We start from the raw sequence: 23,716 nt of genomic DNA on the forward strand, positions 1-23,716 counted from the left end.
TCCGCTGCTCAGACGTTCTCGGGGAAGCCGAGGTTGATGCCGCCGTGGCTGGGGTCGAGCCACCGGGAGGTGACGACCTTGCCGCGGGTGAAGAAGTGCACGCCCTCGGCGCCGTGGGCGTGCGAGTCGCCGAAGAGGCTGTCCTTCCAGCCGCCGAAGGAGTAGTAGGCCATCGGCACCGGGATCGGCACGTTGACGCCGACCATGCCGACCTCGACCTCGTTCTGGAAGCGGCGGGCCGCGCCGCCGTCGTTGGTGAAGATGGCCGTCCCGTTGCCGTACCGGTTGGCGTTCACCAGCGCGAGCGCCTCGTCGTAGCTGCCGACGCGCACCACTGAGAGCACCGGCCCGAAGATCTCGTCGGTGTACACGCTCATCTCCGGCGACACCCGGTCCAGCAGGCTCGGCCCGAGCCAGAACCCGGACTCGTCGCCGTCGGCCCGCACGTCGCGGCCGTCCACCACCAGCTCGGCGCCGGCCTCGACACCCGCGTCGAGGTACGACGCGACGCGGTCGCGGTGCTCCTTGGTGACCAGCGGACCCATGTCGCAGGAGCGCCGCCCGTCACCGACCTTCAGGGTGGCGATGCGCTCCCGGATCCGGGCCACCAGATCGTCGGCGACGGGCTCGACGACCACCAGGGCCGAGATGGCCATGCACCGCTCGCCGGCCGAGCCGAACCCGGCGTTGACCGCCGCGTCGGCGGCCAGGTCGAGGTCGGCGTCCGGCAGCACCACCATGTGGTTCTTCGCGCCGCCGAGGGCCTGGACGCGCTTGCCGTTGCGGGTGCCGGTCTCGTACACGTACCGGGCGATCGGCGTGGAGCCGACGAACGACACCGCCTTGACCTCGGGGTGCTCCAGCAGCCGGTCGACCGCGACCTTGTCGCCGTGCACGACGTTGAAGACGCCCGCGGGCAGGCCGGCCTGCTCCCACAGCCGGGCCACGAGCAGCGACGCGGACGGGTCCTTCTCGCTGGGCTTGAGCACGACGGTGTTGCCCGCCGCGATGGCGATGGGCACGAACCACATCGGGACCATCACCGGGAAGTTGAACGGCGAGATGACGGCGCAGACGCCGACCGGCTGCCGGATCGAGTAGACGTCCACGTTCGTGGAGACGCCCTCGGAGTAGCCGCCCTTGAGCAGGTGCGGGATGCCGCAGGCGAACTCGACGACCTCCAGACCGCGGGTGACCTCGCCGAGGGCGTCCGAGACGACCTTGCCGTGCTCGGCCGTGATCAGCTCGGCCAGCTCCTGCTTGTGCCGGTTGACCAGCTCCCGGAACGCGAACAGCACCTGGGTGCGCTTGGTCAGCGACGAGGTCCGCCAGGAGGCGAACGCGGCGGCGGCGGAGGCGACCGCCTGGTCCACCTCGTCGACCGAGGCCAGCGGCACCTCCGTCCGGACCGCGCCCAGCGCCGGATCGTAAACTGGGGCCGTACGCTCGGTGACGCCGGCGAACGGCTTGCCGTCGATCCAGTGGGTCACCCGCTCCAGCGGGACGGGAGCGGGCGCGGTGCCGGGTGCTGTCTGGGTCATGCCCGGGATCATCTGTGCTTCCCCAGGTCCGGGCAATGGGCACTGTGTCGTTCCCGTCCGCGGGAAGCGCACATACTGTGCGCCGGAGGAGAGGGGGAGGCGCTCCGATGCCGATGACCGTCCGTGACGTGCTCGAACTGCCGGCTCTGCAGCAGGCCGGGCCGCGCGTCCTGGCGGGCCGGGACCGGCTGGACGCGCCGGTGCGCTGGGTGCACGTCGCCGAGATCCCCGAGATCGCCGACCTGCTCCGCGGTGGCGAGCTGGTCCTGACCACAGGCATCGGCCTGCCCCCCGACGACGATGGCCTGCGCCGGTGGATCGACGGCCTCGCGGCCGTCGGGGTGGCGGGTGTGGTGGTCGAGCTGGGCCGCCGGTTCGGCGGCACGCTGCCGGCCGGGCTGGTCGAGCACGCCCGCAGCCGGAACCTGCCCCTGATCGCGCTGCGGCGCGAGATGCGGTTCGTCGCGGTGACCGAGGTCGTCCACTCGGTGATCGTCGAGGAACAGACGGCGGACCTGCTCGCGAAGGACGAGATCCACCGCATCTTCACCGAGCTGTCGGTGGAGGGCGCCGAGCCCCGGCAGGTGCTCCGCGAGGTCACCCGCCTGTCCCGGCGTCCCGCGGTGCTGGAGAACCTCGCCCACCAGGTGCTGGCGTACGAGACCGGCCCGCTGACCGCCGAGGAGCTGCTCGACCGCTGGGAGACCCGCTCGCGCGCGGTCGAGGTCCCGTCCGGCACCGGCTACGAGCCGCGCTCGGGCTGGCTGGTGACGAGCGTCGAGGCGCGGGGCAACCGGTGGGGGCGGCTCGTGCTGCTGTGCGACCAGGAGCCACCGGCCCGGACCCGGGTGCTGCTGGAACGCGCCGCGTCCACCATCGCGCTGAACCAGCTCGTCGCCCGGGACTCGTCGTCGGTCGAGCGGCAGGCCCGCAGCAGTCTGCTGCTGAGCATCGTCAACCACTCCGCGCCCACCCGGGACGTGGCGCTGCGGGCGCGCGGGCTCGGTGTCGTCCTGGAGCAGCGACTGCTGCTCGGCGTCGTGGTCCGGCGGCGCCGGCCGGCCCCGGGCACCGGCGCCGACGGGAACGCGAACCGGCGGGCACTGCTCGACGCGGTGGAGACGGCGGTACGCGAGTGCGGGCTCGCCGCGCTCGCCGGCGACGTGGACGAGGCGGCCGGCGGCACCGGCGTCACCCTCCTCGTCGCGCTCGACGAGACCGGCTCCGACGAGGCGGCGCTGGGGAGCCTGTCCGCCGCGCTCACCCGGGCGGGCCACCGGGCCGGCGCGGACGTCGTGGTCGCCGCCGGGTCGGTGGTCCGGACGCTCGACCTGGCCCGGCGCTCGCTGGTCGAGGCGGCGCAGGTGGCCGATGCGACAGTGCACACCGCCGAGCCGCGCCCGTTCTACCGGCTGCACGACGTCCGCCTCCGGGGCCTGCTGTACCTGCTGCGCGACGACGTGCGCCTCCAGACGTTCGTCGAGCGCGAGCTGGGCCCGCTGCTCTCCTACGACCAGCGCCACGGCACGAACCACGTCGCGCTGCTGGAGACGTACCTGGTGGAGGGGCGCAACAAGCGGCGCGCGGCGGATGCGATGTCGCTGTCGCGGTCGGCGCTCTACCAGCGGCTGGAGCTGATCGAGCGGGTGCTCGGCGTCGACCTGGATTCGAGCGAGCGGCGCCTGTCGCTGCACGTGGCGCTCACCGCCCGGGACGTCATGCGCGCCGGTGGCCCGGAGGCCACCGGCTGACCCGTCACCTGTGGGTGCCGCGGCCCGACCGCAGGCGCCGGACGCCGTCGCGGGCCGGCGCGCTGTGCACGCTGACGCTGACGACAGGTACGGCGTTCGCGACGCTCTTGCGGACCGTCTCCAGCGGCGCCGTGCCGGGGGTGCACTCGACGATCATCACCGCGGACCGGTCGGGGCACTGCACGTACTGGACGTGTGAGACGGCGACCCGGCGGGAGTGCAGCACGGACAGCACCTTGAGCAGGCCGGTCGTGGAGTGGCCCACGCCGAGGTGGATCACCATCGTGCTCGGCGTGCCGTGCTCGGCGGCGGGCTCGTCGTACGGGCGGCCGGGGGCGGGCCGGGGATGGTCGACGGTTGCGGGGGTGGATGCGGACACGCTCACGGGGCCTCACTAGGACGAGCGGACAGGATCGCTTGGCCGGCGACGCACGCGGAGGCGTACGCCGCCTAGGTAATCAGCCGGGTCGCGATTCGATTGCCCACGGCGGGAGTGTGGCACGGGAACCCGGCTGCCGGGAGGCTGCGCCGGGCAGTCGTCCGCCACGTGAGACAGCGCCCTGACCTGCGGATCGACGGTGATGGGTCGCCCCGGCGGGGCCGGTCGCCGGGTTACCGGCCGGTACGCGAGCCCTTAAGGATCGTTCAGGATCTCGCTCTACACTCGGACTCGGGACGACGACTTGAGAAGGAGCTCCGCGCATGGACGCTGACGAGATCGCCGCCGGTCGGGCCCGCTGGCAGGCCCGCTACGACGCCGCCCGCAAGCGCGACGCGGACTTCACCACGCTGTCCGGAATGCCGGTCGAGCCGGTGTACGGCCCGCCGGAGGACACCGCGTACCCCGGGTTCGAGCGGATCGGCTGGCCGGGCGAGTTCCCGTACACCAGGGGTCTGTATCCGACCGGCTACCGCGGGCGGACCTGGACCATCAGGCAGTTCGCCGGCTTCGGCAACGCCCGGCAGACCAACGAGCGCTACAAGATGATCCTCGGCGCGGGCGGCGGCGGTCTCTCCGTGGCCTTCGACATGCCGACGCTGATGGGCCGCGACTCCGACGACCCGCAGTCCCTCGGCGAGGTCGGCCACTGTGGTGTCGCTGTGGACTCGGCCGCCGACATGGAGGTGCTGTTCGACGGCATCGACCTGGCCGGCGTGACCACCTCGATGACCATCTCCGGCCCGGCCGTGCCGGTCTTCTGCATGTACCTGGTCGCCGCCGAACGGCAGGGCGCCGACCTGTCCACGCTGGACGGAACACTCCAGACGGACATCTTCAAGGAGTACATCGCGCAGAAGGAGTGGCTGTTCGACCCCGAGCCGCACCTGCGCCTCATCGGCGACCTGATGGAGTACTGCGCCCGGGAGATCCCGCGGTACAAGCCGCTGTCCGTCTCCGGCTACCACATCCGCGAGGCCGGCTCGACCGCCGCGCAGGAGCTGGCGTACACGCTGGCCGACGGATTCGGGTACGTCGAGCTGGGCCTGTCGCGCGGCCTGGACGTGAACACGTTCGCCCCCGGCCTGAGCTTCTTCTTCGACTCCCACGTGGACTTCTTCGAGGAGATCGCCAAGTTCCGCGCCGCGCGCCGGATCTGGGCCCGCTGGCTGCGCGACGTGTACGGCGCCACCAGCGAGAAGGCCCAGTGGCTGCGGTTCCACACGCAGACCGCCGGGGTGTCGCTGACCGCCCAGCAGCCGGTGAACAACGTGGTACGCACCGCCGTGGAGGCCCTGGCCGCGGTGCTCGGCGGCACCAACTCGCTGCACACCAACGCCCTCGACGAGACACTCGCCCTGCCCACCGACGAGTCGGCCGAGATCGCCCTGCGTACCCAGCAGGTGCTGATGGAGGAGACCGGGGTGACGAACGTGGCCGACCCGCTCGGCGGCTCCTGGTACGTCGAGGCGCTCACCGACCGGATCGAGGCCGAGGCGGAGGAGATCTTCGCCCGGATCAAGCAGCTCGGCGGCGAGGGTCCGCACACCATCGGCCCGATGACCTCCGGCATCCTGCGCGGCATCGAGGACGGCTGGTTCACCGGGCACATCGCCGAGTCGGCGTTCGTCTACCAGCAGGCGCTGGAGAAGGGCGACAAGCGGATCGTCGGCGTCAACTGCCACACCGGCACCGTCGCCAAGGACCTGGAGATCCTGCGCATCTCGCACGAGGTGGAGTTGGAGCAGCGCCGGGTGCTGACCGAGCGCAAGTCGGCCCGCGACGACGCCGCGGTCACCGCCGCCGTCGCGCGGATGGTCGAGGTGGCGAGGACCGGCGAGAACATGATCCCCGCCATGCTCGACGCGGTCCGCGCCGAGGCCACCCTCGGCGAGATCTGCGACGCCCTCCGCGCCGAGTGGGGCGTCTACCGCGAGCCCGCCCGCTTCTGACCCGCCGCTCTGCAAGGAAGGGCCCCTTCTTAACAGCTGCTGTTAAGAAGGGGCCCTTCCTCTACCGGAGGCGTTAACAGGGGGCCCTTCCTTGCGGGCGGGCTGAGCTGGGGGAGAGTGGTGACTGTCGCCGTCGCGGCTGGTCGGAGATCCGTCGCGTACGTGCGAGACTAGACAACCATGAGCGACCCACGGATCACCTCGTCGATCTTCACCCGCGGCGCGGTCGACCTCAGCGCGCTGCGCACCCCCGCACCGGCCGACACCTCCTCCGCCACACCGTCCCAGGGCGCTGGGCCGACCGGGCTGCCGGGCAGCCCCGCCGGCTCCGCCGCAGTGATCGACGTGACCGAGGCGAACATCCAGTCCGAGGTGCTCGAACGCTCGCTCACCACACCGGTGGTGGTCTTCTTCGGCGCCGCCGGCTACCCGGAGAGCGACCAGTTCGCCCCGGTGCTGGAGCGGCTGGCCGCCGAGGGCGGCGGAGCGTGGCTGCTGGCCCGGGTCGACGTGCAGCAGCAGCCGCGGCTCGCGCAGATGTTCCAGCTCCAGACGCTGCCCACCACGTACGCCATCGTCGGCGGCCGTCCGATCGACGCCTTCCCCGGCCCGGTGCCGGAGTCGCAGTTGCGACAGTGGCTCCAGGCGGTCCTCAAGGCCGGTGGCGTCACAGTCGCCGAGCCGGAGGACCCGCGCCTCGACGCCGCCGACGACGCGCTGATGAGCGGTGACCTCGACGCGGCCGAGGCGGCGTACCGGAAGATCCTGGCCGAGTCGCCGGCGGACGCGGCTGCGGAGGCGGGCCTGGCGCAGGTCGGGCTGGCCCGCCGGGTGGCGGGCGCCGACCCGCAGGGCGCGCTGGACGCCGCTGCGGCCGCCCCCGACGACGTGGACGCCCAGCTGCTGGCCGCCGACATCGAGGTGCTCAGCGGCCTCGCCGACGAGGCGTACAAGCGGCTGGTCGGCCTGGTCCGGCGCACCGCCGGTGACGACCGGGACCGGGTACGCCAGCACCTGCTCGGCCTGTTCACCATCGCCGGCCCGGACGACCCCGCCGTGGCCTCCGCCCGACGCGCCCTGGCCGGCGCGCTGTTCTGAGTCAACCCGCGCGGGCCGGCGCACCGCCGGCCCGCCCGACCGCCGAGGACGGGAGCCCATGATGCGCCGGATCGCCGTCCTCGACGCGCCGACGAACCTCGGACTGCGCCCGCCCACCGCGAGCTCCGTCCCCGGGTGCGGCAAGGCGCCTGGTGCGCTGCGCGACCACGGCCTGCTCGCGCGGCTGCGGGCCCGCGACGCCGGCTGCCTCACCCCGCCCCGGTACGACCCGGGCGACTGGCGGCCCGGCGACGGCGTCTGCCACGCGCCGGAGATCTCCGCGTACTCGGTGGCGCTCGCCGACCGGATCGGCGCGATCATCGACCGGGGCGAGTTCCCGCTGGTGCTCGGCGGTGACTGCTCGGTGCTGCTCGGCTCGGCGCTGGCCATGCACCGCCTCGGCGAGGCGGTCGGCGGGCGGATCGGGCTGGTGTTCGTCGACGGCCACTCCGACTTCCGGCACCCCGGCAACGCCTCCTACGTCGGCGCTGCCGCCGGGGAGGACCTGGCCCTGGTGACCGGCCGGGGACAGCCCGACCTGGCCGCGATCGAGGGCCGCAGGCCGTACTTCCGGGACATCGACGTGGTGGTGCTCGGCATCCGCGCGCAGGACGAGTACCGGCTCGACCTCCAGGCCGCCGGCATCACCACCCGGCCGGTGCCGGCGCTGCGCGCCGAGGGCGCCGCCCGTACCGCTCAGTGGGCGCACGAGCAGCTCGTCGACTGCGCCGGCTACTGGGTGCACATCGACGTGGACGTGCTCGACCCGGCGGTGATGCCCGCCGTGGACGCGCCCGACCCGGGCGGCATCGCCTTCGCCGAGCTGGAGATCCTGCTCGCCGGGCTGGTCGACACCCCGCACTGCCTCGGCGTCGAGCTGACCGTGTTCGACCCCGACTACGACCCGGACGGGGCGTACGCGGCCGAGATCGTGAACACAGTGGTGGCCGGGCTCGCCCCTGTGGTCGCGCCGGGCGCCGTGCCGCCCCGGTTGCTGCCGGCCGGGCCTGTCGCACCGGCGCCCCGCGCCGCCGACAGCCGGCCGGAGCCCGAGCCGCTGCCCGCCCCGGCGGCCGTACCGGCGCCGGCGGTCGCGGTGGAGCCGATCGGCCCCGACCCGACGGCCGACGACGATCTCGGCGACGACCCGCTGGGGCCCGGCCTGCTGCGCCGCGCCCCCACCGGAGACGAGCCGGACCCGGCCCGCTCCGGCATCGACATCGCCTGACCGGTACGCCTCAGCTCGCGGCCAGGCCGCGCAGGAACTTCTCGGCGATCGGCGCCGCCACCTTCGAGCCCGCCCCGCCCTGCTCGACGAAGACGGCGAAGGCCACGTCGCCCTGCCAGCCGACGAACCAGGCGTGCGTGTGCGCCGGATTGTTGTCGTACTCCGCGGTGCCGGTCTTGCCGTGCACCGGCTCGCCCGGCACGTCCGCCAGCGCGCTGCCGCTGCCCGCTGTCACCACCCCGCGCATCATCGACTTCAGCGCCGTCACCGACTCCGGCTTGAGCGCCTCGCCGGCCGGCGCGGGCTTGGCCGGCGCCGGGTCGAGCAGCAGCTTCGGCTGCTCGAATTTGCCCCGGGCCACCGCCGCCGTGGCGCTCGCCATGGCCAGCGGGCTCACCAGCGTGGTGCCCTGGCCGATCGCGGCGGCGGCCTGCTCGGTGGCCGAGCCGTTGGCGGAGATCTTGCCGGTGAACGCGTCGGTGCCCAGATCCCACGCGGCCTCCAGGCCGAGCGTACGGCCGGCCTGGGCCAGCCCGTCCGGACCGAGCTTCGGCGCCAGCGCGGTGAACGCGGTGTTGCACGACTTGGCGAAGTCGGTGGCGAACGGCACCGGGCCCAGCTCGAAGTTGTCCGAGTTCTTGAAGACCCGGCCCTCGACTGTCGACGTCTTCGGGCAGTCCACTGTCGTCTGCGGCGTCACCGCGCCCCGGTCGAGCAGGCCGAGCGCGCTGACCATCTTGAACGTCGAGCCGGGCGGCACCTGGGCGGTGAAGGCGAGGTTGTCGCCCGCCGCACCCGGGCCGTTCGCGGCGGCCAGCACCGCGCCGTCGCTGATCCGTACGGCGACCAGGGCGGAGCGGCGGGTCTGCCCGCGCAACGCGGCGTCGGCGGCGTTCTGGGTGGCCGCGTCGATTGTCGTCTTCACCGGCTGACCGGGCTTCGGGTCGGCGCGGAACAGCTCCGTGCCGGTCGGCTCCACCTTGCCGTCCGGGGTGGTCCGCTGGGTGATCACGGTGACGCCGGGGACGCCGCGCAGCCGCTCGTCGTACCGGCCCTGGAGACCGCCGTGGCCGACCAGGTCGCCGCGCGCGTACCGGTCGGGGTGGGCCTGGAGGTCGTCGGCGGTGGCCTGGTCGACCGAGCCGAGCAGCGCCCGGGCGAACTCGCGGGTCGGCGCCAGCATGAGCTGCTCCGAGACGAACCGGGTGCCGGGCAGGTCGTAGATGCGCGGCTTGATCTGCCGGTACGCCTCGTCGCGCAACGTCACCACCTCGACCAGGCCGTCCGGCTTGGCCTCCTTGAGCCGCTTCGGCAGGTCGCCCAGGTCGACCGGCGGGGTGAGCGCGGGCCGGATCGCCTTGAACGCGGCGTCCAGCTTCCGGACCATGCCGGGGACGTCGTCGACCTCGCCGGGAACGAGCTGCACCCGGACCACCGGGCGTGGCGCGACGATCGGCTGACCGGCCGCGTCCAGCACACCGGCGCGCTGCGCCGGCTCCCGCCGCAGCGCGATCTTGTCACCGCTCTCCAGCTTCTCGTGCACCACCGACGGCTCCCAGATCACCTGCCACCGGTCGTCGCCGCCGCGCTTGAGGCGTACCGGATTCTCGTAGGCCCAGGTGCCGCCGCCGGGCAGCGCCCAGCTCACCTTGACCCGGGCGGTGGCGACGTCACCCTTGGTGGTGATGTCGCCGGTGCGGGCCAGCTCCGGCGGGTCGGCCGCGAGCGCGCCGGCGAGTGCCTGGATCTGCTTGGTCACCTCACCGGCGGGCAGCCGCCCGCCGGTCGGCTCGACGAAGCCGACCGCCTGGAGGTCACCGGAGCGCCAGCCGCCGAGGAACGCCTCGACGGCTGTCTCCGGGCCGTCGTCCCCGGAGCATCCGGTCAGCGCGCCGGCCGTGACCAGGACGGCGGTCAGCGCCGCGAGGGCGCGGTGACGGGTGTGACGGCGGGGGCGGACGGGGTACGACACGGGCATGAAGCAGTCCCTCCGGTGCTCAACTGCCCTGCACGCTAGTACGGCCCGGCGTTCCCCACCGCCCCGCCACGGCCTCCGGCAGCGCCAGAAGCGGCGTGTGGCAGTGTGATGAACATCGCCAGTCGGGGTACTCCGCGAGCGGCCGACCACGGACCCGCAACGGGTGAAAGGACAGAGTCCCGATCCGGACGTCCGGCCAGTGGTCCGCCGCGGGAGGTACCGCGCGGTAGGGCCTAGGCTGGGCGGCAGAGTGACCCACAACGCGGTGGGTCGAGGGGAGTGGCACCGATGGACCGGCGTCCGGCGATCAAACCGGGACCCGACCTCCGGCAGGCTGACACCGGCCGGGACGACGACAGCTTCGATTCGGCGACCGACGGAGACGGTTTCAGCCGTCTCGACACAGGAGTGACCGGGATGACCGGTTCCAGCATCGACACCCTCTACGACCTGGGCCTGCCTGCGCAGGCACTGGCCGACGAGTCGGAGGACGCCGAGCTGGACGAGCCCGTTCCCAACGCGGAGCGGCTGGTCGCCCAGGCGGTCGCGCTGGCAGGCGACGACCACGACGCGGCCACACTCGTGGACCGCTTCTGGCGGTTCGCGCCGGACGAGGAGCTGATCGGCTTCACCGCCGAGGAGATGCTGGAGGCGGCCCGGGCCCACCGGGACCTGGCCCAGCAGCGGGTGCCGGGCGAGCTGAAGCTCCGCATCCACGAGCCGGACGCCGAGCAGCACCACACGGTCGTGGAGATCGTCACCGACGACATGCCGTTCCTGGTCGACTCGGTGACCGCCCTGCTGAACTCCCGCCACCTGGACGTGCACCTGCTCGTGCACCCGCTGGTCGTGGTGCGGCGCGAGCCGCTGGGCCGGCTCACCGAGGTGTCGGCGGACGTGGAACCGGACGACGCGATCGCCGGTGACCTGGTCGAGAGCTGGATGCGGATCGAGATCGACCCGGTCCGCGACCCGGCCGAGCGGGAGACGTTGCGGCGCGAGTTGCAGCGGGTGCTCACCGACGTGCGCGAGGCGGTCGAGGACTGGCCGAAGATGCGGCAGCGGGCCCTCGCGCTCGCCGACGAGCTGGCCGCCGCCCGGACGTCGGACAACCGCCCGCCGGTGCCGGAGAAGGACATCACCGACTCGGTGGAGCTGCTGCGCTGGCTGGCGCACGACCACTTCACGTTCCTCGGCTACCGGGAGTACCGGCTGGTCGACACCGACGGCGCGCGCGGCGGGCAGGCCCTGGAGGCGGTGCTCGGCACCGGGCTGGGCATCCTGCGCTCCGACTCGCCGGAGGCCCGGTCGCTGAACTCGATGACGCCCGAGGCGCACGAGAAGGTGCTGGAGAAGCGCCTGCTCATCATCACCAAGGCCAACTCGCGTGCCACAGTGCACCGCTCGGCGTACCTCGACTACATCGGCTTCAAGATCTTCAACGAGGCCGGTGAGGTGGTCGGGGAGCGGCGCTTCCTGGGCCTGTTCTCCACCGCCGCGTACCGGACCAGCGTGCAGGAGCTGCCCGTGGTCCGGCGTAAGGTCGCCGAGGTGCTCGACCGCTCGGGCCTGAGCCTGCGCAGCCACTCCGGCAAGGACCTGTTGCAGATCCTGGAGACCTACCCGCGCGACGAGCTGTTCCAGATCAAGACCGACGACCTCTACCACGCGGTGATCGGCGTGCTGCGGATGGCGGGTCGCCGGCAGCTGCGGGTGTTCCTGCGCCGCGACGCGTACGGGCGGTTCATCTCCTGCCTGATCTACCTGCCGCGGGACCGGTTCACCACGCAGAACCGGCTGCGCATGCAGGACATCCTGCTGCGTGAGCTGAACGGCGTCGGCGTCGACTACACCACGCGGGTGACCGAGTCGATGCTGGCCCGGGTGCACTTCATCGTGCGTACCGACCCGAACAACCCGCCCGGCGACATCGACGCCGACCTGCTCGCCGAGGAGCTGGCCGACGCGACCCGCCTCTGGGACGACGACTACCGGCTGGTGCTGGAACGCAAGCTCGGCGACGAGCAGGCCAAGCACCTGTTCGCCCGGTACGCCGACGCGTTCCCGGAGGGCTACAAGGACGGGCACACGCCGTACGAGGCGATGAAGGACCTGGCGAAGCTGGAGCTGCTGGAGGAGCCCGGCCAGCTGGAGATGCACCTGTTCCGCAAGCAGGCGCCGCCGCGTCCGTACGCGGCCCGCGCCGCCGACGCCGACGAGGCGATGGACGTGCGGTTCAAGGTCTACCGGTACGGCGAGCCGATGATGCTCTCCGCCGTGCTGCCGGTGCTGCACTCGCTCGGCGTGAAGGTGGTCGACGAGCACCCGTACGAGGTGGAGCGTGTCGACGGCCGGATCTGGCTCTACGACTTCGGTCTGGAGCTGCCCGAGCGGCACCAGGACCTGGCCGAGGTGCGCCCGCACGTGGAGAACGCCTTCGCCGCCGCCTGGCGGGGCGAGGCCGAGGTGGACGGCTTCAACGAGCTGGTGCTCCGGGCCGGGCTCACCTGGCGGCAGGTCGTCGTGCTGCGCGCGTACGCGAAGTACCTGCGGCAGGCCGGCACCGTGTTCTCCCAGGAGTACATGGAGCAGACGTTCATCGCGTACCCGCAGATCGCGGAACTGCTGGTGAAGCTGTTCGAGACCCGGTTCGCGCCGGGCGCCACCACGCTCGACGAGCGCCGGCAGCGCAGCGGCGAGCTGGTCGACGCGATCGGCGAGGCGCTGGACGAGGTGGCCAGCCTCGACCAGGACCGCATCCTGCGGTCGTACCTGACGTTGATCCAGGCCACGCTGCGTACCAGCTTCTACCAGAAGCCGGTGGGCGGGCGGCCCAAGGCGTACGTGGCGTTCAAGCTGGACCCGCAGGCCATCCCGGACCTGCCGGCGCCGCGACCCAAGTTCGAGATCTTCGTCTACTCGCCCCGGTTCGAGGGCGTGCACCTGCGCTACGGGCCGGTGGCCCGCGGCGGCCTGCGCTGGTCCGACCGGCGTGAGGACTTCCGGACCGAGGTGCTCGGCCTGGTCAAGGCGCAGATGGTGAAGAACGCCGTGATCGTGCCGGTCGGCGCCAAGGGTGGCTTCGTGCTCAAGCAGAAGCCGGGTGACCGGGACGAGGCGGTGATCTGCTACAAGGAGTTCATCTCCGCGCTGCTCGACGTCACGGACAACATCGTCAGCGGCGAGATCGTGCCGCCCGAGGACGTGGTCCGGCACGACGGCGACGACCCGTACCTGGTGGTGGCCGCCGACAAGGGCACGGCGACGTTCTCCGACATCGCCAACGAGATCTCCGAGGCGCACAGCTTCTGGCTGGGCGACGCGTTCGCCTCCGGCGGCTCGGCCGGCTACGACCACAAGAAGATGGGCATCACCGCCCGGGGTGCCTGGGAGTCGGTCAAGCGGCACTTCCGGGAGCTGGGGCACGACACCCAGACGCAGGACTTCACTGTGGTCGGCGTCGGCGACATGTCCGGTGACGTGTTCGGCAACGGGATGCTGCTGTCGCGGCACATCCGGCTGGTGGCCGCGTTCGACCACAGGCACATCTTCCTCGACCCGGACCCGGACTCGGCCCGGTCGTGGGAGGAGCGCAAGCGGCTGTTCGACATGCCGCGCTCGTCGTGGGAGGACTACGACCGCGAGCTGATCTCCGCCGGCGGCGGCGTCTACCCGCGTACGGCGAAGTCGGTGCCGGTTTCGCCGCAGGTCCGCGCGGTGCTCGGCCTCGACGAGGACGTCACGCAGATCAGCCCGCAGGAGCTGATGAAGGCGATCCTCACCGCGCCGGTCGACCTGTTCTGGAACGGCGGCATCGGCACCTACGTCAAGGCGTCCAGCCAGACCAACGCCGAGGTGGGGGACAAGTCCAACGACGCCATCCGGGTGGACGGCAAGGGCCTGCGCTGCCGGGTGGTCGGCGAGGGCGGCAACCTGGGCTTCACCCAGCAGGGCCGGATCGAGTACGCCTCGACCGGCGGCCGCATCTACACCGACTTCATCGACAACGCGGCCGGTGTGGACTGCTCCGACCACGAGGTCAACATCAAGATCCTGCTCAACACGGCCGTCGCCGACGGCGAGCTGGACCGGCCGGAGCGCGACGAGCTGCTGGCCCAGATGACCGACGAGGTCGCCGAGCTGGTGCTGCGGGACAACTACGACCAGGCGCGGGCGCTCAACAACGCCCAGGCCCAGGCCGCCTCGCTGCTCCCGGTGCACCGGCGGATGATCAACGAGCTGGAGCGGTCCGGCGCGCTGAACCGGTCGCTGGAGGCGTTGCCGTCGGACGAGGAACTGGCGGTCCGCACCGAGAGCGGCCTGACCGCGCCGGAGTTCGCGGTGCTGCTCGCGTACGTCAAGATCGTGCTGGAGCGCGAGATCGTCGGCGAGGGCCTGGCGGACGAGGAGTGGACGACCGACGTCCTGGTCAACTACTTCCCGACGCCGCTGCGGCAGCGCTTCGCCGAGCGGATGGGCCGGCACCGGCTGCGCCGGGACATCGTCACCACCGTCCTCGTCAACGAGGCGATCAACCGGGGCGGCATCTCGTTCGTCTTCCGGGTGGTCGAGGAGACGGCGGCGTCCGCTGCGGACGTGCTCCGGGCGTACGTGGTGGTCCGCGAGGTGTTCGGCCTGCGCGACCTGTGGGACGCGGTCGAGGCGCTGGACAACAAGGTCTCGCCCGAGTTGCAGACGGCCGTCTACCTGGACACCCGGCGGCTGCTCGACCGCGCGGTGCGCTGGCTGGTCACCAACCGGAGGTCACCGATCGACGTGCCGGCGGAGATCGCCCGGCTGCGCGACGGTGTGGCCCGGCTCCTGCCGGACCTGGAGAACCGGTTCTGGGGCACCGAGCGGGAGGCCATCGCGGCGCACATCGAGTCGCTGGTCGAGCGCGGGCTGCCGCGTGACCTGGCCGAGCAGGCGACCCGCCTGATGTACAGCTTCGGCCTGCTGGACATCGTGGAGACGGCGCAGGGCACCGGGCGGGACGTGAGCGAGGTGGCCTCGGTCTACTTCGTGCTCTCCGACCGGTTCCGGGTCGACGCGCTGCTGTCGAAGATCTCCCTGCTGCCCCGCGAGGACCGGTGGCAGACGCTGGCCCGGATGGCGCTGCGCTACGACCTGTACGCCGCGCTGGCCGCGCTCACCGCCGAGGTGCTCGGGTCCACGCCGGAGGACGTGCCACCGGTGGAGCGGGTGCAGGAGTGGGAGCAGGCGAACGCCACCTCGATCCACCGGGCGCACCGGGCGATGGGGGAGTTCGACGAGTCCCGCGCCGACCTGTCCGCGCTGTCGGTGCTGCTGCGCCAGATCCGTACCCTGGTCCGGACCTCGGCGGCGGCCTGACCGCTGACGCACGAGTGGCCCGGTGGTCGGTTCCCCGACCACCGGGCCACTGCCGTTGGCGCCCTCAGCTGGTCATCGGGGCGTAGACGACGATGTTGTTCAGGTAGCTCCCGGCCGTCTTGTCGAACACCCCGCCGCAGGTCACCACGCGCAGGGCCGGGACGTCCGACGGACCGTAGACCTGCGCGGCGGGAAAGGCGGTCTTCGGGTACGACGCGACCTCCCGCACGGTGAACGTGGCGGACGAGCCGTCCTGCCGGGCGACCACTATCGTGTCGCCCGCCACCAGCGCGCCGAGGTTGAAGAACACCGCCGGGCCGAGCTGGGCGGAGTCGACGTGACCGACGATCACCGCGTTGCCGGCCTCGCCCGGGCTGGCGCCGGGGGAGTACCAGCCGGCGTTCATGGCCTGGTCCAGCGGGGGCACCTGGACCGTGCCGTCCGGGTTCGTGCCGAGCGACATGATCGGCGCCTGCACCCCGATGCGGGGGATCGAGATGGTGACCGGCGCCGACCGGGGAAGTGGAGCCGGGGCGGCGCCCGTCGTGTCCGGGGTGCCCGGGACGGCTGCGGCGCCCGGGGTGGCGCCGGGTGCGCCGGTCAGTGGGCCCGGCGTCGCCGGGCCGCCCCCGGCGGCGTCCGCTGCCGGCTGGCCGGTGCCGCCCGGTGTGGACTGGCCGGTGGTGCCCGGTGCCGGTTGGCCCTCGGTGCCCGGTGCGGGTCGGCCCTCGGCGTCCGGGTCGGCGTAGGCGCCGGGGGGATCGCTCAGCGGGTCGGTGGTGACGGGAGCCGCCTGCGAGATCGGCTGCGGTGGGGACGGTGGCGGGGCGGTCCGGACGGACGCGCCGATCAGACCGGCCCCGGCCATGGCGAGCAGGACGACGACGGCCGCGCCGGCGGCACGCCACGGACTTCCGTGACGGCCGCCGGCCCGGGTCGTCGTCCGGTCAGACCAGGCCACCGGCCCGCCGCCGACGCAGCAGCACCAGGCCGCCCAGCGCCGCGGCGCCGACCATGCCCGCGCCGCCGGTGGCGAGGTTGCGGTCCACGCCGGTGGTCGTCATGCCACCGTCGCCGCCGTCGACCCCACCGCGCGGCAGTACCACCAGCTCGCCCTCACCGCAGGTGCCCCGCAGCTCGTACCGGCCCGGCCGGGCGTCGTGCGACACGGTGGCCTCGCCGTAGTAGACGAAGTCCTTCCCGTGCTCCCACTCGTCCTTGCCGTAGTCGCGCTCGGCGTCCTTGCCGTAGTCGCCCTTGTCCTCCTGCCAGGCGCCTCCGCTCGCCTGCCAGTCGTCCTTGCCGCCCTGCCAGTCGTCCTTGCCGTCCTGCCAGGAGCCGTGCTCGTCCTTGCCGTCCTTGCCCTTGTCGTCCGGCCGGCCGCCACGGTCGTCCTTGCCGTGCTCGTCCTTGGCGTCCTTGCCGTACCGGTCCTTGCCGTCGGGGCCGTGCTCGTCCTTGGTCCAGTCCGGCGCGCCCGCCTTCTCCTTCTCCCAGCCCGGCTCGGCGTCCTGGCCGTACTCGTCGTGCCCCTGCCAGTCGCCCGGGTCGACGGCCGCGCCGGCGCCCGCGCCACCCGGCTGCGGCTGCCCTTCCGGCTGGCCGGCGGGCGGCTGGGGCTGGTTCGCCGGAGGCTGCGGCATGCCGTCGCCACCCGGCCCGTTCCCGCCCGGCCCGTCGCCACCGGGGCCGTTGCCACCGGGGCCGTTCCCACCCGGACCGTTGCCACCGGGGCCGTTGCCGTCCGGGCCGTGCCCCTCCCCGCCCGGCTCGCCGCGGCCGTCCGGGCCCTTGCCGTGCTCGTCCTTGCCGTCGGGGCCCTTGCCGTGGTCGTCCTTGCCGTCCGGGCCCTTGTCGTCCCAGCCCCAGTCCTGGTCGCCGCCCCAGTCGCCGCCGCGGTCGGCCCAGTCGCCGTGCTCGCCGTCGCGGGCCGGGTGCAGGTCGACCTTGCCGGTCACCTTCGACCAGACGGTGGCGTGCTTCTGCGGCTCGGAGCAGATCGCGAGCAGCTCGACGGTGTCCCCCGCCTTCACCACGTGGGGCTTGGCGATGACCTTGCCCTCGTCGTGCCCGCCCGCGTAGGCCATTCCCGGGGTGAACGCGAGAAGGCCGGCTCCGCCGAGGGCGGCGCCCGCGACCACCTTCCCGAGCATCTTCTTAGCCATGACCAGCGTCTCCATCCCTGTTCGTCCTGAGCCCGACGTCAGTCGAGCTAAGGCTGACGTTAGACCTTTTCGCGACTTATCCGGGGAAAGATTCGCTTTTAGGGATTTGCCAGTGATGTGGCCCCGGCGCGTGCTGCCCGACCGGTAGCGCCGATCAGGCTCTCCACGGCGGTCCCGCGACGCCGGTCCCACTCGTGCTGTCGGCGCCCCTCCGTGCGGTCCGCGTACCGAGTGGAACGTCATGGGTGTCTCCGGGTCGTTTTGACACCCATGACGTTCCACCCGAGCTGAGGGCACCGGTGGGCGGCGGGGAGTGGGGGTGTGGTGGCGCCGGGCGCCGGTAGGGTGGGCGGCAGGCGTATCGAGCCATTGCCATGGAAGCGCTCCCATGCAAGAATCGCTGCACGCGGTTCGGGGAGCCACACCGCGAGCTCAGACGTCGAGGGCAGCCGGCACCACCGGCCGACGTCCGGCTCCATCGGCCGGTCTGCGGACCGGTCGGCACCACCACCCCCACAACGCCCGTCCGGGTCGGGCGTCCCCCGAAGAAACCCGTGGCGCGCACGGTCGTTCCCGCAGGACGACCGCCGCCGCCATTTGCGCCGGGCCGTACGCGGATCCGGTCTCGCCCAAGGAGATCAGTGGCATGAATCTGTGGAGAAGGCTGTCCGGCCGGAACCGGACGCTCGCGCTCACCGGCGCCGGCGTCCTGGTAGCCGGTGGACTGGTGACCCTCCCGGTCACCGCGGCGCAGGCCGCCACCCAGTGCAGCGTGACGTACACGACCAGCGACTGGCCCGGTGGATTCACCGGCACCGTGACCATCAAGAACATCGGTGACGCGCTCAGCTCGTGGAACCTCGGCTTCACCTTCCCGAACAGCTCGCAGCGGGTGGTGAACGGCTGGTCCGCGAGGTGGTCCCAGAGCGGCCAGAACGTCACCGCGCAGAACGAGTCGTACAACGGGTCGCTCGCCAGCGGCGCCAGCACCACCATCGGCTTCAACGGCTCCTGGAGCGGCAGCAACCCGAAGCCGACCCAGTTCACGCTCAACGGCACTGTGTGCAACGGCGGCACGCCGTCCACCAGCACGCCGCCGACGAGCACGCCGCCGACCAGCACGCCGCCCACGAGCACGCCGCCGACGTCGACCCCGCCGACCTCGACGCCGCCGACGAGCACCCCGCCGCCCGGGCAGCGGGTCGACAACCCGTACGTCGGTGTGAAGGGGTACGTGAACCCCGAGTGGAAGGCCAAGGCCGAGTCGGTGTCCGGCGGCAGCCGGGTGTCGAACAACCCGACCGCGGTCTGGATCGACCGGATCGCCGCCATCAACGGCACGCCGGACAGCAGCTCCAACGGCGCGATGGGCGTCCGTGACCACCTGGACGCCGCGCTCGCCCAGGGCGCCGGCTACATCCAGTTCGTCATCTACAACCTGCCCGGCCGGGACTGCGCAGCGCTGGCCTCCAACGGCGAGCTGGGCCCGGACGAGCTGCCCCGCTACAAGGCCGAGTACATCGACCCGATCGCCGCGATCCAGGGTGACTCGAAGTACCGGAACCTGCGCATCGTCAACATCATCGAGATCGACTCGCTGCCCAACCTGGTGACCAACACCTCGGGCAACCCGGGCGGCACGGTCATGTGCGACACGGTGAAGGCCAACGGCGCGTACGTGAACGGTGTCGGCTACGCCCTGGCGAAGCTGGGCGCGATCGGCAACGTCTACAACTACATCGACGCCGCCCACCACGGCTGGATCGGCTGGGACAGCAACTTCGGCCCGGTCGCCGACCAGCTCAAGGCCGCCGCCGTCGCGTCCGGCAGCACCGTCGCCAACGTGCAGGGCTTCATCGTCAACACGGCGAACTACTCCGCCCTGAAGGAGCCGTACGTCAAGGTCACCGACTCGGTGAACGGCCAGACGGTCCGGCAGTCCAAGTGGATCGACTGGAACCAGTACGTCGACGAGCTGTCGTTCGCCCAGGCGTTCCGGCAGAAGCTGGTCTCGGTCGGCTTCGACAGCAACATCGGCATGCTGATCGACACCTCCCGTAACGGTTGGGGCGGCTCCGCCCGGCCGACCGGCCCGGGCCCCATGACCAGCGTGGACGCGTACGTCGACGGTGGCCGGGTCGACCGGCGCATTCACGCCGGCAACTGGTGCAACCAGGCCGGCGCGGGTCTCGGCGAGCGGCCGCGGGCCAACCCGGAGACCGGGATCGACGCCTACGTCTGGGTGAAGCCCCCGGGTGAGTCGGACGGCTCCAGCAAGGAGATCCCGAACAACGAGGGCAAGGGCTTCGACCGGATGTGCGACCCGACCTACACCGGTAACGCCCGCAACGGCAACAGCATGTCCGGCGCCCTGCCGGACGCGCCGATCTCCGGCGCGTGGTTCCCGGCCCAGTTCCAGCAGCTCATGCAGAACGCGTACCCGCCGCTCTCCTGAGCCGCGGTGAGGACCACCCGCGGCGGCGGGAGTGAGGCACCGCCGCGCGGGTTCCCCGGGCCCCTGGTCGACGCCCACGTCGGCCAGGGGCCCTCGGCCGTTCCGGTGTCAGGGAACGGTGCGCTCGATCGCCGCCCGGCCCAGCTCGGCCAGGTCGCGGCGGGCCCGCTCCAGGTTCTCCGGCGTCACGTCCTGACCCCGGGCCTGCACCAGGTCCTCCGGATCCCAGGGCTGCTCGGCGCCGGTGCGGATGTCGTCCGGGGCGGCGCCGGTACCGGTGCCGGTCGCGCCGGTCCCGGCCGCGTACGGGTCACCGATGAGGTTCGGCGACCCGGTGTCCGGCACCGCGCCGTCGGGCTTGGTGAAGGTCGGGTTGTCCGGGTCGGTGCCGTCGTTGCGCAACTGGGGCACCGTGCTGTCGTCGTCCACCGCCGCGGCCACCTCGGGGGTCTCCTCCAGCGGCCGCTCGCCACCGCGGTCACGATCGGTCATGCTGCTGCCCTCCTGTCCCTTCGCGTGATCCCCGTGGCCTACCCGGTGCGGGCCGCGCCATGCGGGCGGAGGGGTCAGGACTCGTCGCGGTGCGGCTCCGGCGTCTCGGTCGGGCGCAGCCGCTGCCACAGCAGCATCAGCAGGCCGAACACCAGCATCGCCGCGCCGGCCCACAGGTTGATCCGGACGCCCTGCGCCTTGTCGATTTCGGCGGACGTGTCGAACAGCCCCATCAGGCCGATGATCAGCCCGTACACCACGAACAGGCCGCCGATGACCCGGCGGATGTCGAACAGCCGGGCCGCGGCGGAGCGTTCCTCCCGGGCGTCCTCGGTCTCGTCGACCAGCGGGTCGTGCGCCTCGCCGCCCTGGTAGTGGCGGTCCGCGTTGTCTGCCATGGCGTGCGTCCCCTCCTTCAGAAGACCGGGATGTAGAACAGGGCGGCGAGGATCACGGCGACGACGCCGAGCAGCACCGGGGAGCGGTACCAGGCGGTGTCGCCGGCCAGCGAGTCGTCGGCGAGCGTGGTGTCGCTGAGGCCGTACACCAGCCCGGTCAGCTGGTCGTCGGTCTTCGGCCGGGTCAGCGGCGTGACGATCGCGGCCACCACAGCGACCGTGGCGAAGGCCAGGCCCGCGCCCCAGAAGCTCTCCTCCAGGTCCGAGTTGAAGCTGATCACGCCACCCTTGTAGAGCAGGTACGTGGCGGTGGCGACGACAGTGCCGGACAGCAGCGACCAGAACCCGGCCAGCGGCGTCATCCGCCGCCAGAACATGCCGATGATGAACGTGCCGAACAGCGGCGCGTTGAAGACCGAGAACAGCGCCTGGATGTAGTTCATGATGTTGCTGAACCCGGCCGCGATGAACGCGGTGCCGATGCCGATGACCACCGCGCCGACGGTGGCGATCCGGCCCACCTTCACGTAGTGCTCGTCCGGCAGGTCCCGCCGGAAGTACGCCTGCCAGATGTCGTACGTGAAGACGGTGTTGAACCCGCTGACGTTCGCCGCCATGCCGGCCATGAACGAGGCCACCAGGCCGGTGACCGCGATACCGAGCACGCCGTTGGGCAGCAGGTCGCGCATGAGCAGCGGGATCGCGTTGTTGTAGACCAGGTCGCCCTCGTCGGCGCCCAGCCCTTTCACGGTGACCAGGGCGATCAGGCCGGGGATCACGGTGACCGCCGGGATGAGCAGCTTCGGGTACGCGGCGATGATCGGCGTACGCCGGGCGGCGCTCATGTTCCGTGCGGACAGGGCGCGCTGCACCTCGGCGAAGTTGGTGGTCCAGTAGCCGAAGGAGAGCACGAAGCCCAGGCCGAACACGATGCCCAGCCAGTGCGCGCCGAGCGGGTTGCCGGTGCTGCCGGTGCCCTCCCAGGCGTGCAGTCCGGCCTCGCCGAGTCTGGAGTCGCGGACCGCGTCCATCAGGCCGCCGACGCCGCCGACCTTGACCAGCCCGATCACCGTGATCGGCACCAGACCGGCGATGATCACGAAGAACTGGAGCACCTCGTTGTAGATCGCGCCGGAGAGCCCGCCGACGGTGATGTACGCCAGCACGATCACCGCACCGACGACGATCGCGAACCAGAGCGGCCAGCCCAGCAGCGCCTGCATGATCAGGGCCAGCGCGTAGAGGTTCACGCCCGCGATGAGCACCTGCGCGACAGCGAAGCTGATCGCGTTGAGCAGGTGGGTGGGGCGGTTGAAGCGCAGCCGCAGGTACTCGGGGACGCTGCGGACCTTGGAGCCGTAGTAGAACGGCATCATCACGATGCCGAGGAAGACCATCGCCGGCACGGCGCCGATCCAGTAGTAGTGCACCGTCATGATGCCGTACTGGGCGCCGTTGGCGGCCATGCCGATGATCTCCAGCGCGCCCAGGTTGGCCGAGACGAACGCCAGGCCGGTGACCCAGGCGGGGAGCGAGCGGCCGGAGAGGAAGAAGTCCACGCTGGTACGGATCGCGCGCCGGGCGGCGAAACCGACGCCGAGCACCGTGACGAAGTAGAGCGCCAGGATCAGATAGTCCAGGGCGTTCATGTTCAACCGCAGGCCGCCGCCGCCCATGCCCGTGCTCCCCTCGTGTGCACCGCTGCCCGCACCTACCCGGATTGCGAGGTTTCATACCTGCTGTTCGGTCCGGGTACGCGGAAGCCCCGGCCGGTCACCGGCCGGGGCTTCGTGGCGGTTTCTCAGCGGCCCAGCACGCGGTCCAGGAAGTCGCGGTAGCCGCGTACGGCCACCCGGAGCTGCTCGGTGTCGGTGGAGCCGGACTCCTGCCAGGCGCCGAGCCGGGTGCGCTGCTCCCGCAGGGCGGTGGAGAGCGCCTCGATCGCCTCCTCGACCAGCGACTCCGCCTCGCCGACCGCGGCGCGCGGGTCGTCCACGAAGCGGAGCTGCACGTCGCGCCAGCGGTCCCGGAAACCCTGCGCGGCCTCCGGCGCGAACAGCGTCGCCGCGTCGGCCGGTACCGCGCCGGGCGTGGGCCGCTCCGCGCCGGACAGCGCCGCGCCGGCGGCTGCCGCGCCCGCCGCGGCGGTGGCGGTGTCGGTGTCCACCCGGTCGTGCCGCCGGTCGGCGCCGTCGGCCGCGGGGACGGCCTCGGCGTCCGGGTCGACCAGGCCGGGCTCGGCGCTGCCGTACCCGACCGCGCCGTCGGCCGCCGCGTCGTCCCGGACCATGCCGTCGACCGTGCGGTCGTCCCGGACGACGCCGTCGCGGTCGGCGCCGTCGGTGTGCTCGGCGTCCCAGCGGTCGCGGTCGTGCAGGCGGTCCCCGGCCGTCGGGTCGGCCCGCTCGTCGTCCAGCGGGTCGGTACGTCCCGGCGCGCCGTCGCCCGGCGCCGCGGTGTCCTCGTCGCGCGCGTCGCGCTCGTCCTGCGGGCGACCGCCCGCCAGGGCCGAGGCGGCGACCGCGTCGCCCACCGTGGCCGCCCCGAACGCCGTCGGCAGCGGCGCCGGCTCGTGGTACGGGGCCCGCCCGTCGTCGTCGGTCCGGTCGGCCGCGTCGCGCAGCTCCCCGGCGTCGTAGGCGCGGGTCTCGTCGACCTCGGCGTCGCGCCGCTCGTCGGCGACCGCCGGGTCGTCGAAGGTGCCCCGGTCGTCCAGTGCGTCCTCGGGTACGTCGGCCCGGTCGGCGTCGCGCCGGCCGGCGTCGGTGTGCTCACCCGGCTGCGGCACCGGCACCGGTGCGGACCGGACGGCCTCGGGGTGGTCCTGCGTGACCTGCTGTTCCTCCTGGCGCATGGCGGCGGCCTCC

Annotated in this window: 14 protein-coding genes and 1 pseudogene; 6 read left to right on the forward strand and 9 right to left on the reverse strand. The window is 72.5% G+C overall.

From position 1 onward, the window contains the following. Positions 1 to 8: 8 nt before the first annotated feature. Positions 9 to 1,541, reverse strand: a complete 1,533-nt coding sequence (locus ML5_RS16090) for a CoA-acylating methylmalonate-semialdehyde dehydrogenase (protein ID WP_047890592.1) — start codon at positions 1,539 to 1,541, stop codon at positions 9 to 11. Between the two features lie 107 nt (positions 1,542 to 1,648). On the opposite strand from ML5_RS16090, the gene ML5_RS16095 reads away from it, so the two are divergent. Next, entirely contained in the window at positions 1,649 to 3,292 is a 1,644-nt protein-coding gene (locus ML5_RS16095) for a PucR family transcriptional regulator ligand-binding domain-containing protein (RefSeq protein WP_013475394.1), read from the forward strand. A gap of 4 nt (positions 3,293 to 3,296) precedes the next feature. On the opposite strand, the gene ML5_RS16100 is transcribed toward ML5_RS16095, so the two are convergent. Continuing rightward, complete coding sequence (locus ML5_RS16100) at positions 3,297 to 3,677, reverse strand: hypothetical protein (RefSeq protein WP_013288196.1); 381 nt, start codon at positions 3,675 to 3,677, stop codon at positions 3,297 to 3,299. A 317-nt stretch (positions 3,678 to 3,994) separates the two neighbouring features. On the opposite strand from ML5_RS16100, the gene ML5_RS16105 reads away from it, so the two are divergent. From ML5_RS16105 to ML5_RS16115, 3 genes and pseudogenes are all read left to right on the forward strand, one after another. Continuing rightward, complete coding sequence (locus ML5_RS16105) at positions 3,995 to 5,683, forward strand: methylmalonyl-CoA mutase (RefSeq protein WP_013288195.1); 1,689 nt, start codon at positions 3,995 to 3,997, stop codon at positions 5,681 to 5,683. 180 nt (positions 5,684 to 5,863) lie between these two features. Then, positions 5,864 to 6,781, forward strand: coding sequence for a tetratricopeptide repeat protein (locus ML5_RS16110; protein WP_013475396.1), 918 nt, complete (start codon positions 5,864 to 5,866; stop codon positions 6,779 to 6,781). 58 nt (positions 6,782 to 6,839) lie between these two features. Beyond that, a pseudogene (locus ML5_RS16115) lies at positions 6,840 to 7,993 on the forward strand (arginase family protein); the annotation flags it as partial. Between the two features lie 26 nt (positions 7,994 to 8,019). Here the strand turns inward: ML5_RS16115 and ML5_RS16120 are convergent. Next, positions 8,020 to 9,987 carry a penicillin-binding transpeptidase domain-containing protein gene (locus ML5_RS16120; protein ID WP_013288192.1) on the reverse strand — a complete coding sequence of 656 codons (1,968 nt, stop codon included), beginning with the start codon at positions 9,985 to 9,987 and terminating at the stop codon, positions 8,020 to 8,022. Positions 9,988 to 10,275: 288 nt separating this feature from the next. On the opposite strand from ML5_RS16120, the gene ML5_RS16125 reads away from it, so the two are divergent. Further along, complete coding sequence (locus ML5_RS16125; protein ID WP_013475398.1) at positions 10,276 to 15,339, forward strand: NAD-glutamate dehydrogenase; 5,064 nt, start codon at positions 10,276 to 10,278, stop codon at positions 15,337 to 15,339. Positions 15,340 to 15,403: 64 nt separating this feature from the next. Here the strand turns inward: ML5_RS16125 and ML5_RS16130 are convergent, their stop codons facing one another. Together ML5_RS16130 and ML5_RS16135 are read right to left on the reverse strand one after the other, a co-directional pair. Beyond that, positions 15,404 to 16,207, reverse strand: coding sequence for a class F sortase (locus tag ML5_RS16130; RefSeq protein WP_013475399.1), 804 nt, complete (start codon positions 16,205 to 16,207; stop codon positions 15,404 to 15,406). 79 nt (positions 16,208 to 16,286) lie between these two features. Next, on the reverse strand, positions 16,287 to 17,519 hold the full coding sequence (locus ML5_RS16135; protein ID WP_013475400.1) for a hypothetical protein: 1,233 nt from the start codon (positions 17,517 to 17,519) through the stop codon (positions 16,287 to 16,289). A gap of 631 nt (positions 17,520 to 18,150) precedes the next feature. Between ML5_RS16135 and ML5_RS16140 the strand changes: the two genes are divergently transcribed. Next, positions 18,151 to 19,959, forward strand: coding sequence for a glycoside hydrolase family 6 protein (locus ML5_RS16140; RefSeq protein WP_013288188.1), 1,809 nt, complete (start codon positions 18,151 to 18,153; stop codon positions 19,957 to 19,959). A gap of 108 nt (positions 19,960 to 20,067) precedes the next feature. Here ML5_RS16140 and ML5_RS16145 read toward each other — a convergent pair whose 3' ends face one another. The 4 genes from ML5_RS16145 to ML5_RS16160 all read right to left on the reverse strand — a co-directional run bounded on the left by ML5_RS16145 (position 20,068) and on the right by ML5_RS16160 (position 23,703). Next, positions 20,068 to 20,451, reverse strand: a complete 384-nt coding sequence (locus ML5_RS16145) for a hypothetical protein (protein WP_013475401.1) — start codon at positions 20,449 to 20,451, stop codon at positions 20,068 to 20,070. Positions 20,452 to 20,525: 74 nt separating this feature from the next. Continuing rightward, positions 20,526 to 20,849, reverse strand: coding sequence for a hypothetical protein (locus tag ML5_RS16150; RefSeq protein ID WP_013475402.1), 324 nt, complete (start codon positions 20,847 to 20,849; stop codon positions 20,526 to 20,528). Between the two features lie 17 nt (positions 20,850 to 20,866). Continuing rightward, a complete protein-coding gene (locus tag ML5_RS16155) occupies positions 20,867 to 22,525 on the reverse strand; it encodes a sodium:solute symporter family protein (RefSeq protein WP_013475403.1) in 1,659 nt (552 codons plus the stop codon). A 125-nt stretch (positions 22,526 to 22,650) separates the two neighbouring features. After that, entirely contained in the window at positions 22,651 to 23,703 is a 1,053-nt protein-coding gene (locus tag ML5_RS16160; RefSeq protein WP_013475404.1) for a hypothetical protein, read from the reverse strand. Positions 23,704 to 23,716 lie beyond the last annotated feature (13 nt).

This window comes from Micromonospora sp. L5 (genome assembly GCF_000177655.2).
GTDB lineage: Bacteria > Actinomycetota > Actinomycetes > Mycobacteriales > Micromonosporaceae > Micromonospora > Micromonospora aurantiaca.

Excerpts from the sequence above, each read along its gene's own strand:
- ML5_RS16090 (WP_047890592.1), bottom strand. The coding sequence starts at position 1,541 with ATGACCCAGACAGCACCCGGCACCGCGCCCGCTCCCGTCCCGCTGGAG.
- ML5_RS16095 (WP_013475394.1), top strand. The coding sequence starts at position 1,649 with ATGCCGATGACCGTCCGTGACGTGCTCGAACTGCCGGCTCTGCAGCAG.
- ML5_RS16105 (WP_013288195.1), top strand. The coding sequence starts at position 3,995 with ATGGACGCTGACGAGATCGCCGCCGGTCGGGCCCGCTGGCAGGCCCGC.
- ML5_RS16110 (WP_013475396.1), top strand. The coding sequence starts at position 5,864 with ATGAGCGACCCACGGATCACCTCGTCGATCTTCACCCGCGGCGCGGTC.
- ML5_RS16120 (WP_013288192.1), bottom strand. The coding sequence starts at position 9,987 with ATGCCCGTGTCGTACCCCGTCCGCCCCCGCCGTCACACCCGTCACCGC.
- ML5_RS16125 (WP_013475398.1), top strand. The coding sequence starts at position 10,276 with ATGGACCGGCGTCCGGCGATCAAACCGGGACCCGACCTCCGGCAGGCT.
- ML5_RS16130 (WP_013475399.1), bottom strand. The coding sequence starts at position 16,207 with ATGGCCGGGGCCGGTCTGATCGGCGCGTCCGTCCGGACCGCCCCGCCA.
- ML5_RS16135 (WP_013475400.1), bottom strand. The coding sequence starts at position 17,519 with ATGGAGACGCTGGTCATGGCTAAGAAGATGCTCGGGAAGGTGGTCGCG.
- ML5_RS16140 (WP_013288188.1), top strand. The coding sequence starts at position 18,151 with ATGAATCTGTGGAGAAGGCTGTCCGGCCGGAACCGGACGCTCGCGCTC.
- ML5_RS16145 (WP_013475401.1), bottom strand. The coding sequence starts at position 20,451 with ATGACCGATCGTGACCGCGGTGGCGAGCGGCCGCTGGAGGAGACCCCC.
- ML5_RS16150 (WP_013475402.1), bottom strand. The coding sequence starts at position 20,849 with ATGGCAGACAACGCGGACCGCCACTACCAGGGCGGCGAGGCGCACGAC.
- ML5_RS16155 (WP_013475403.1), bottom strand. The coding sequence starts at position 22,525 with ATGGGCGGCGGCGGCCTGCGGTTGAACATGAACGCCCTGGACTATCTG.
- ML5_RS16160 (WP_013475404.1), bottom strand. The coding sequence starts at position 23,703 with ATGCGCCAGGAGGAACAGCAGGTCACGCAGGACCACCCCGAGGCCGTC.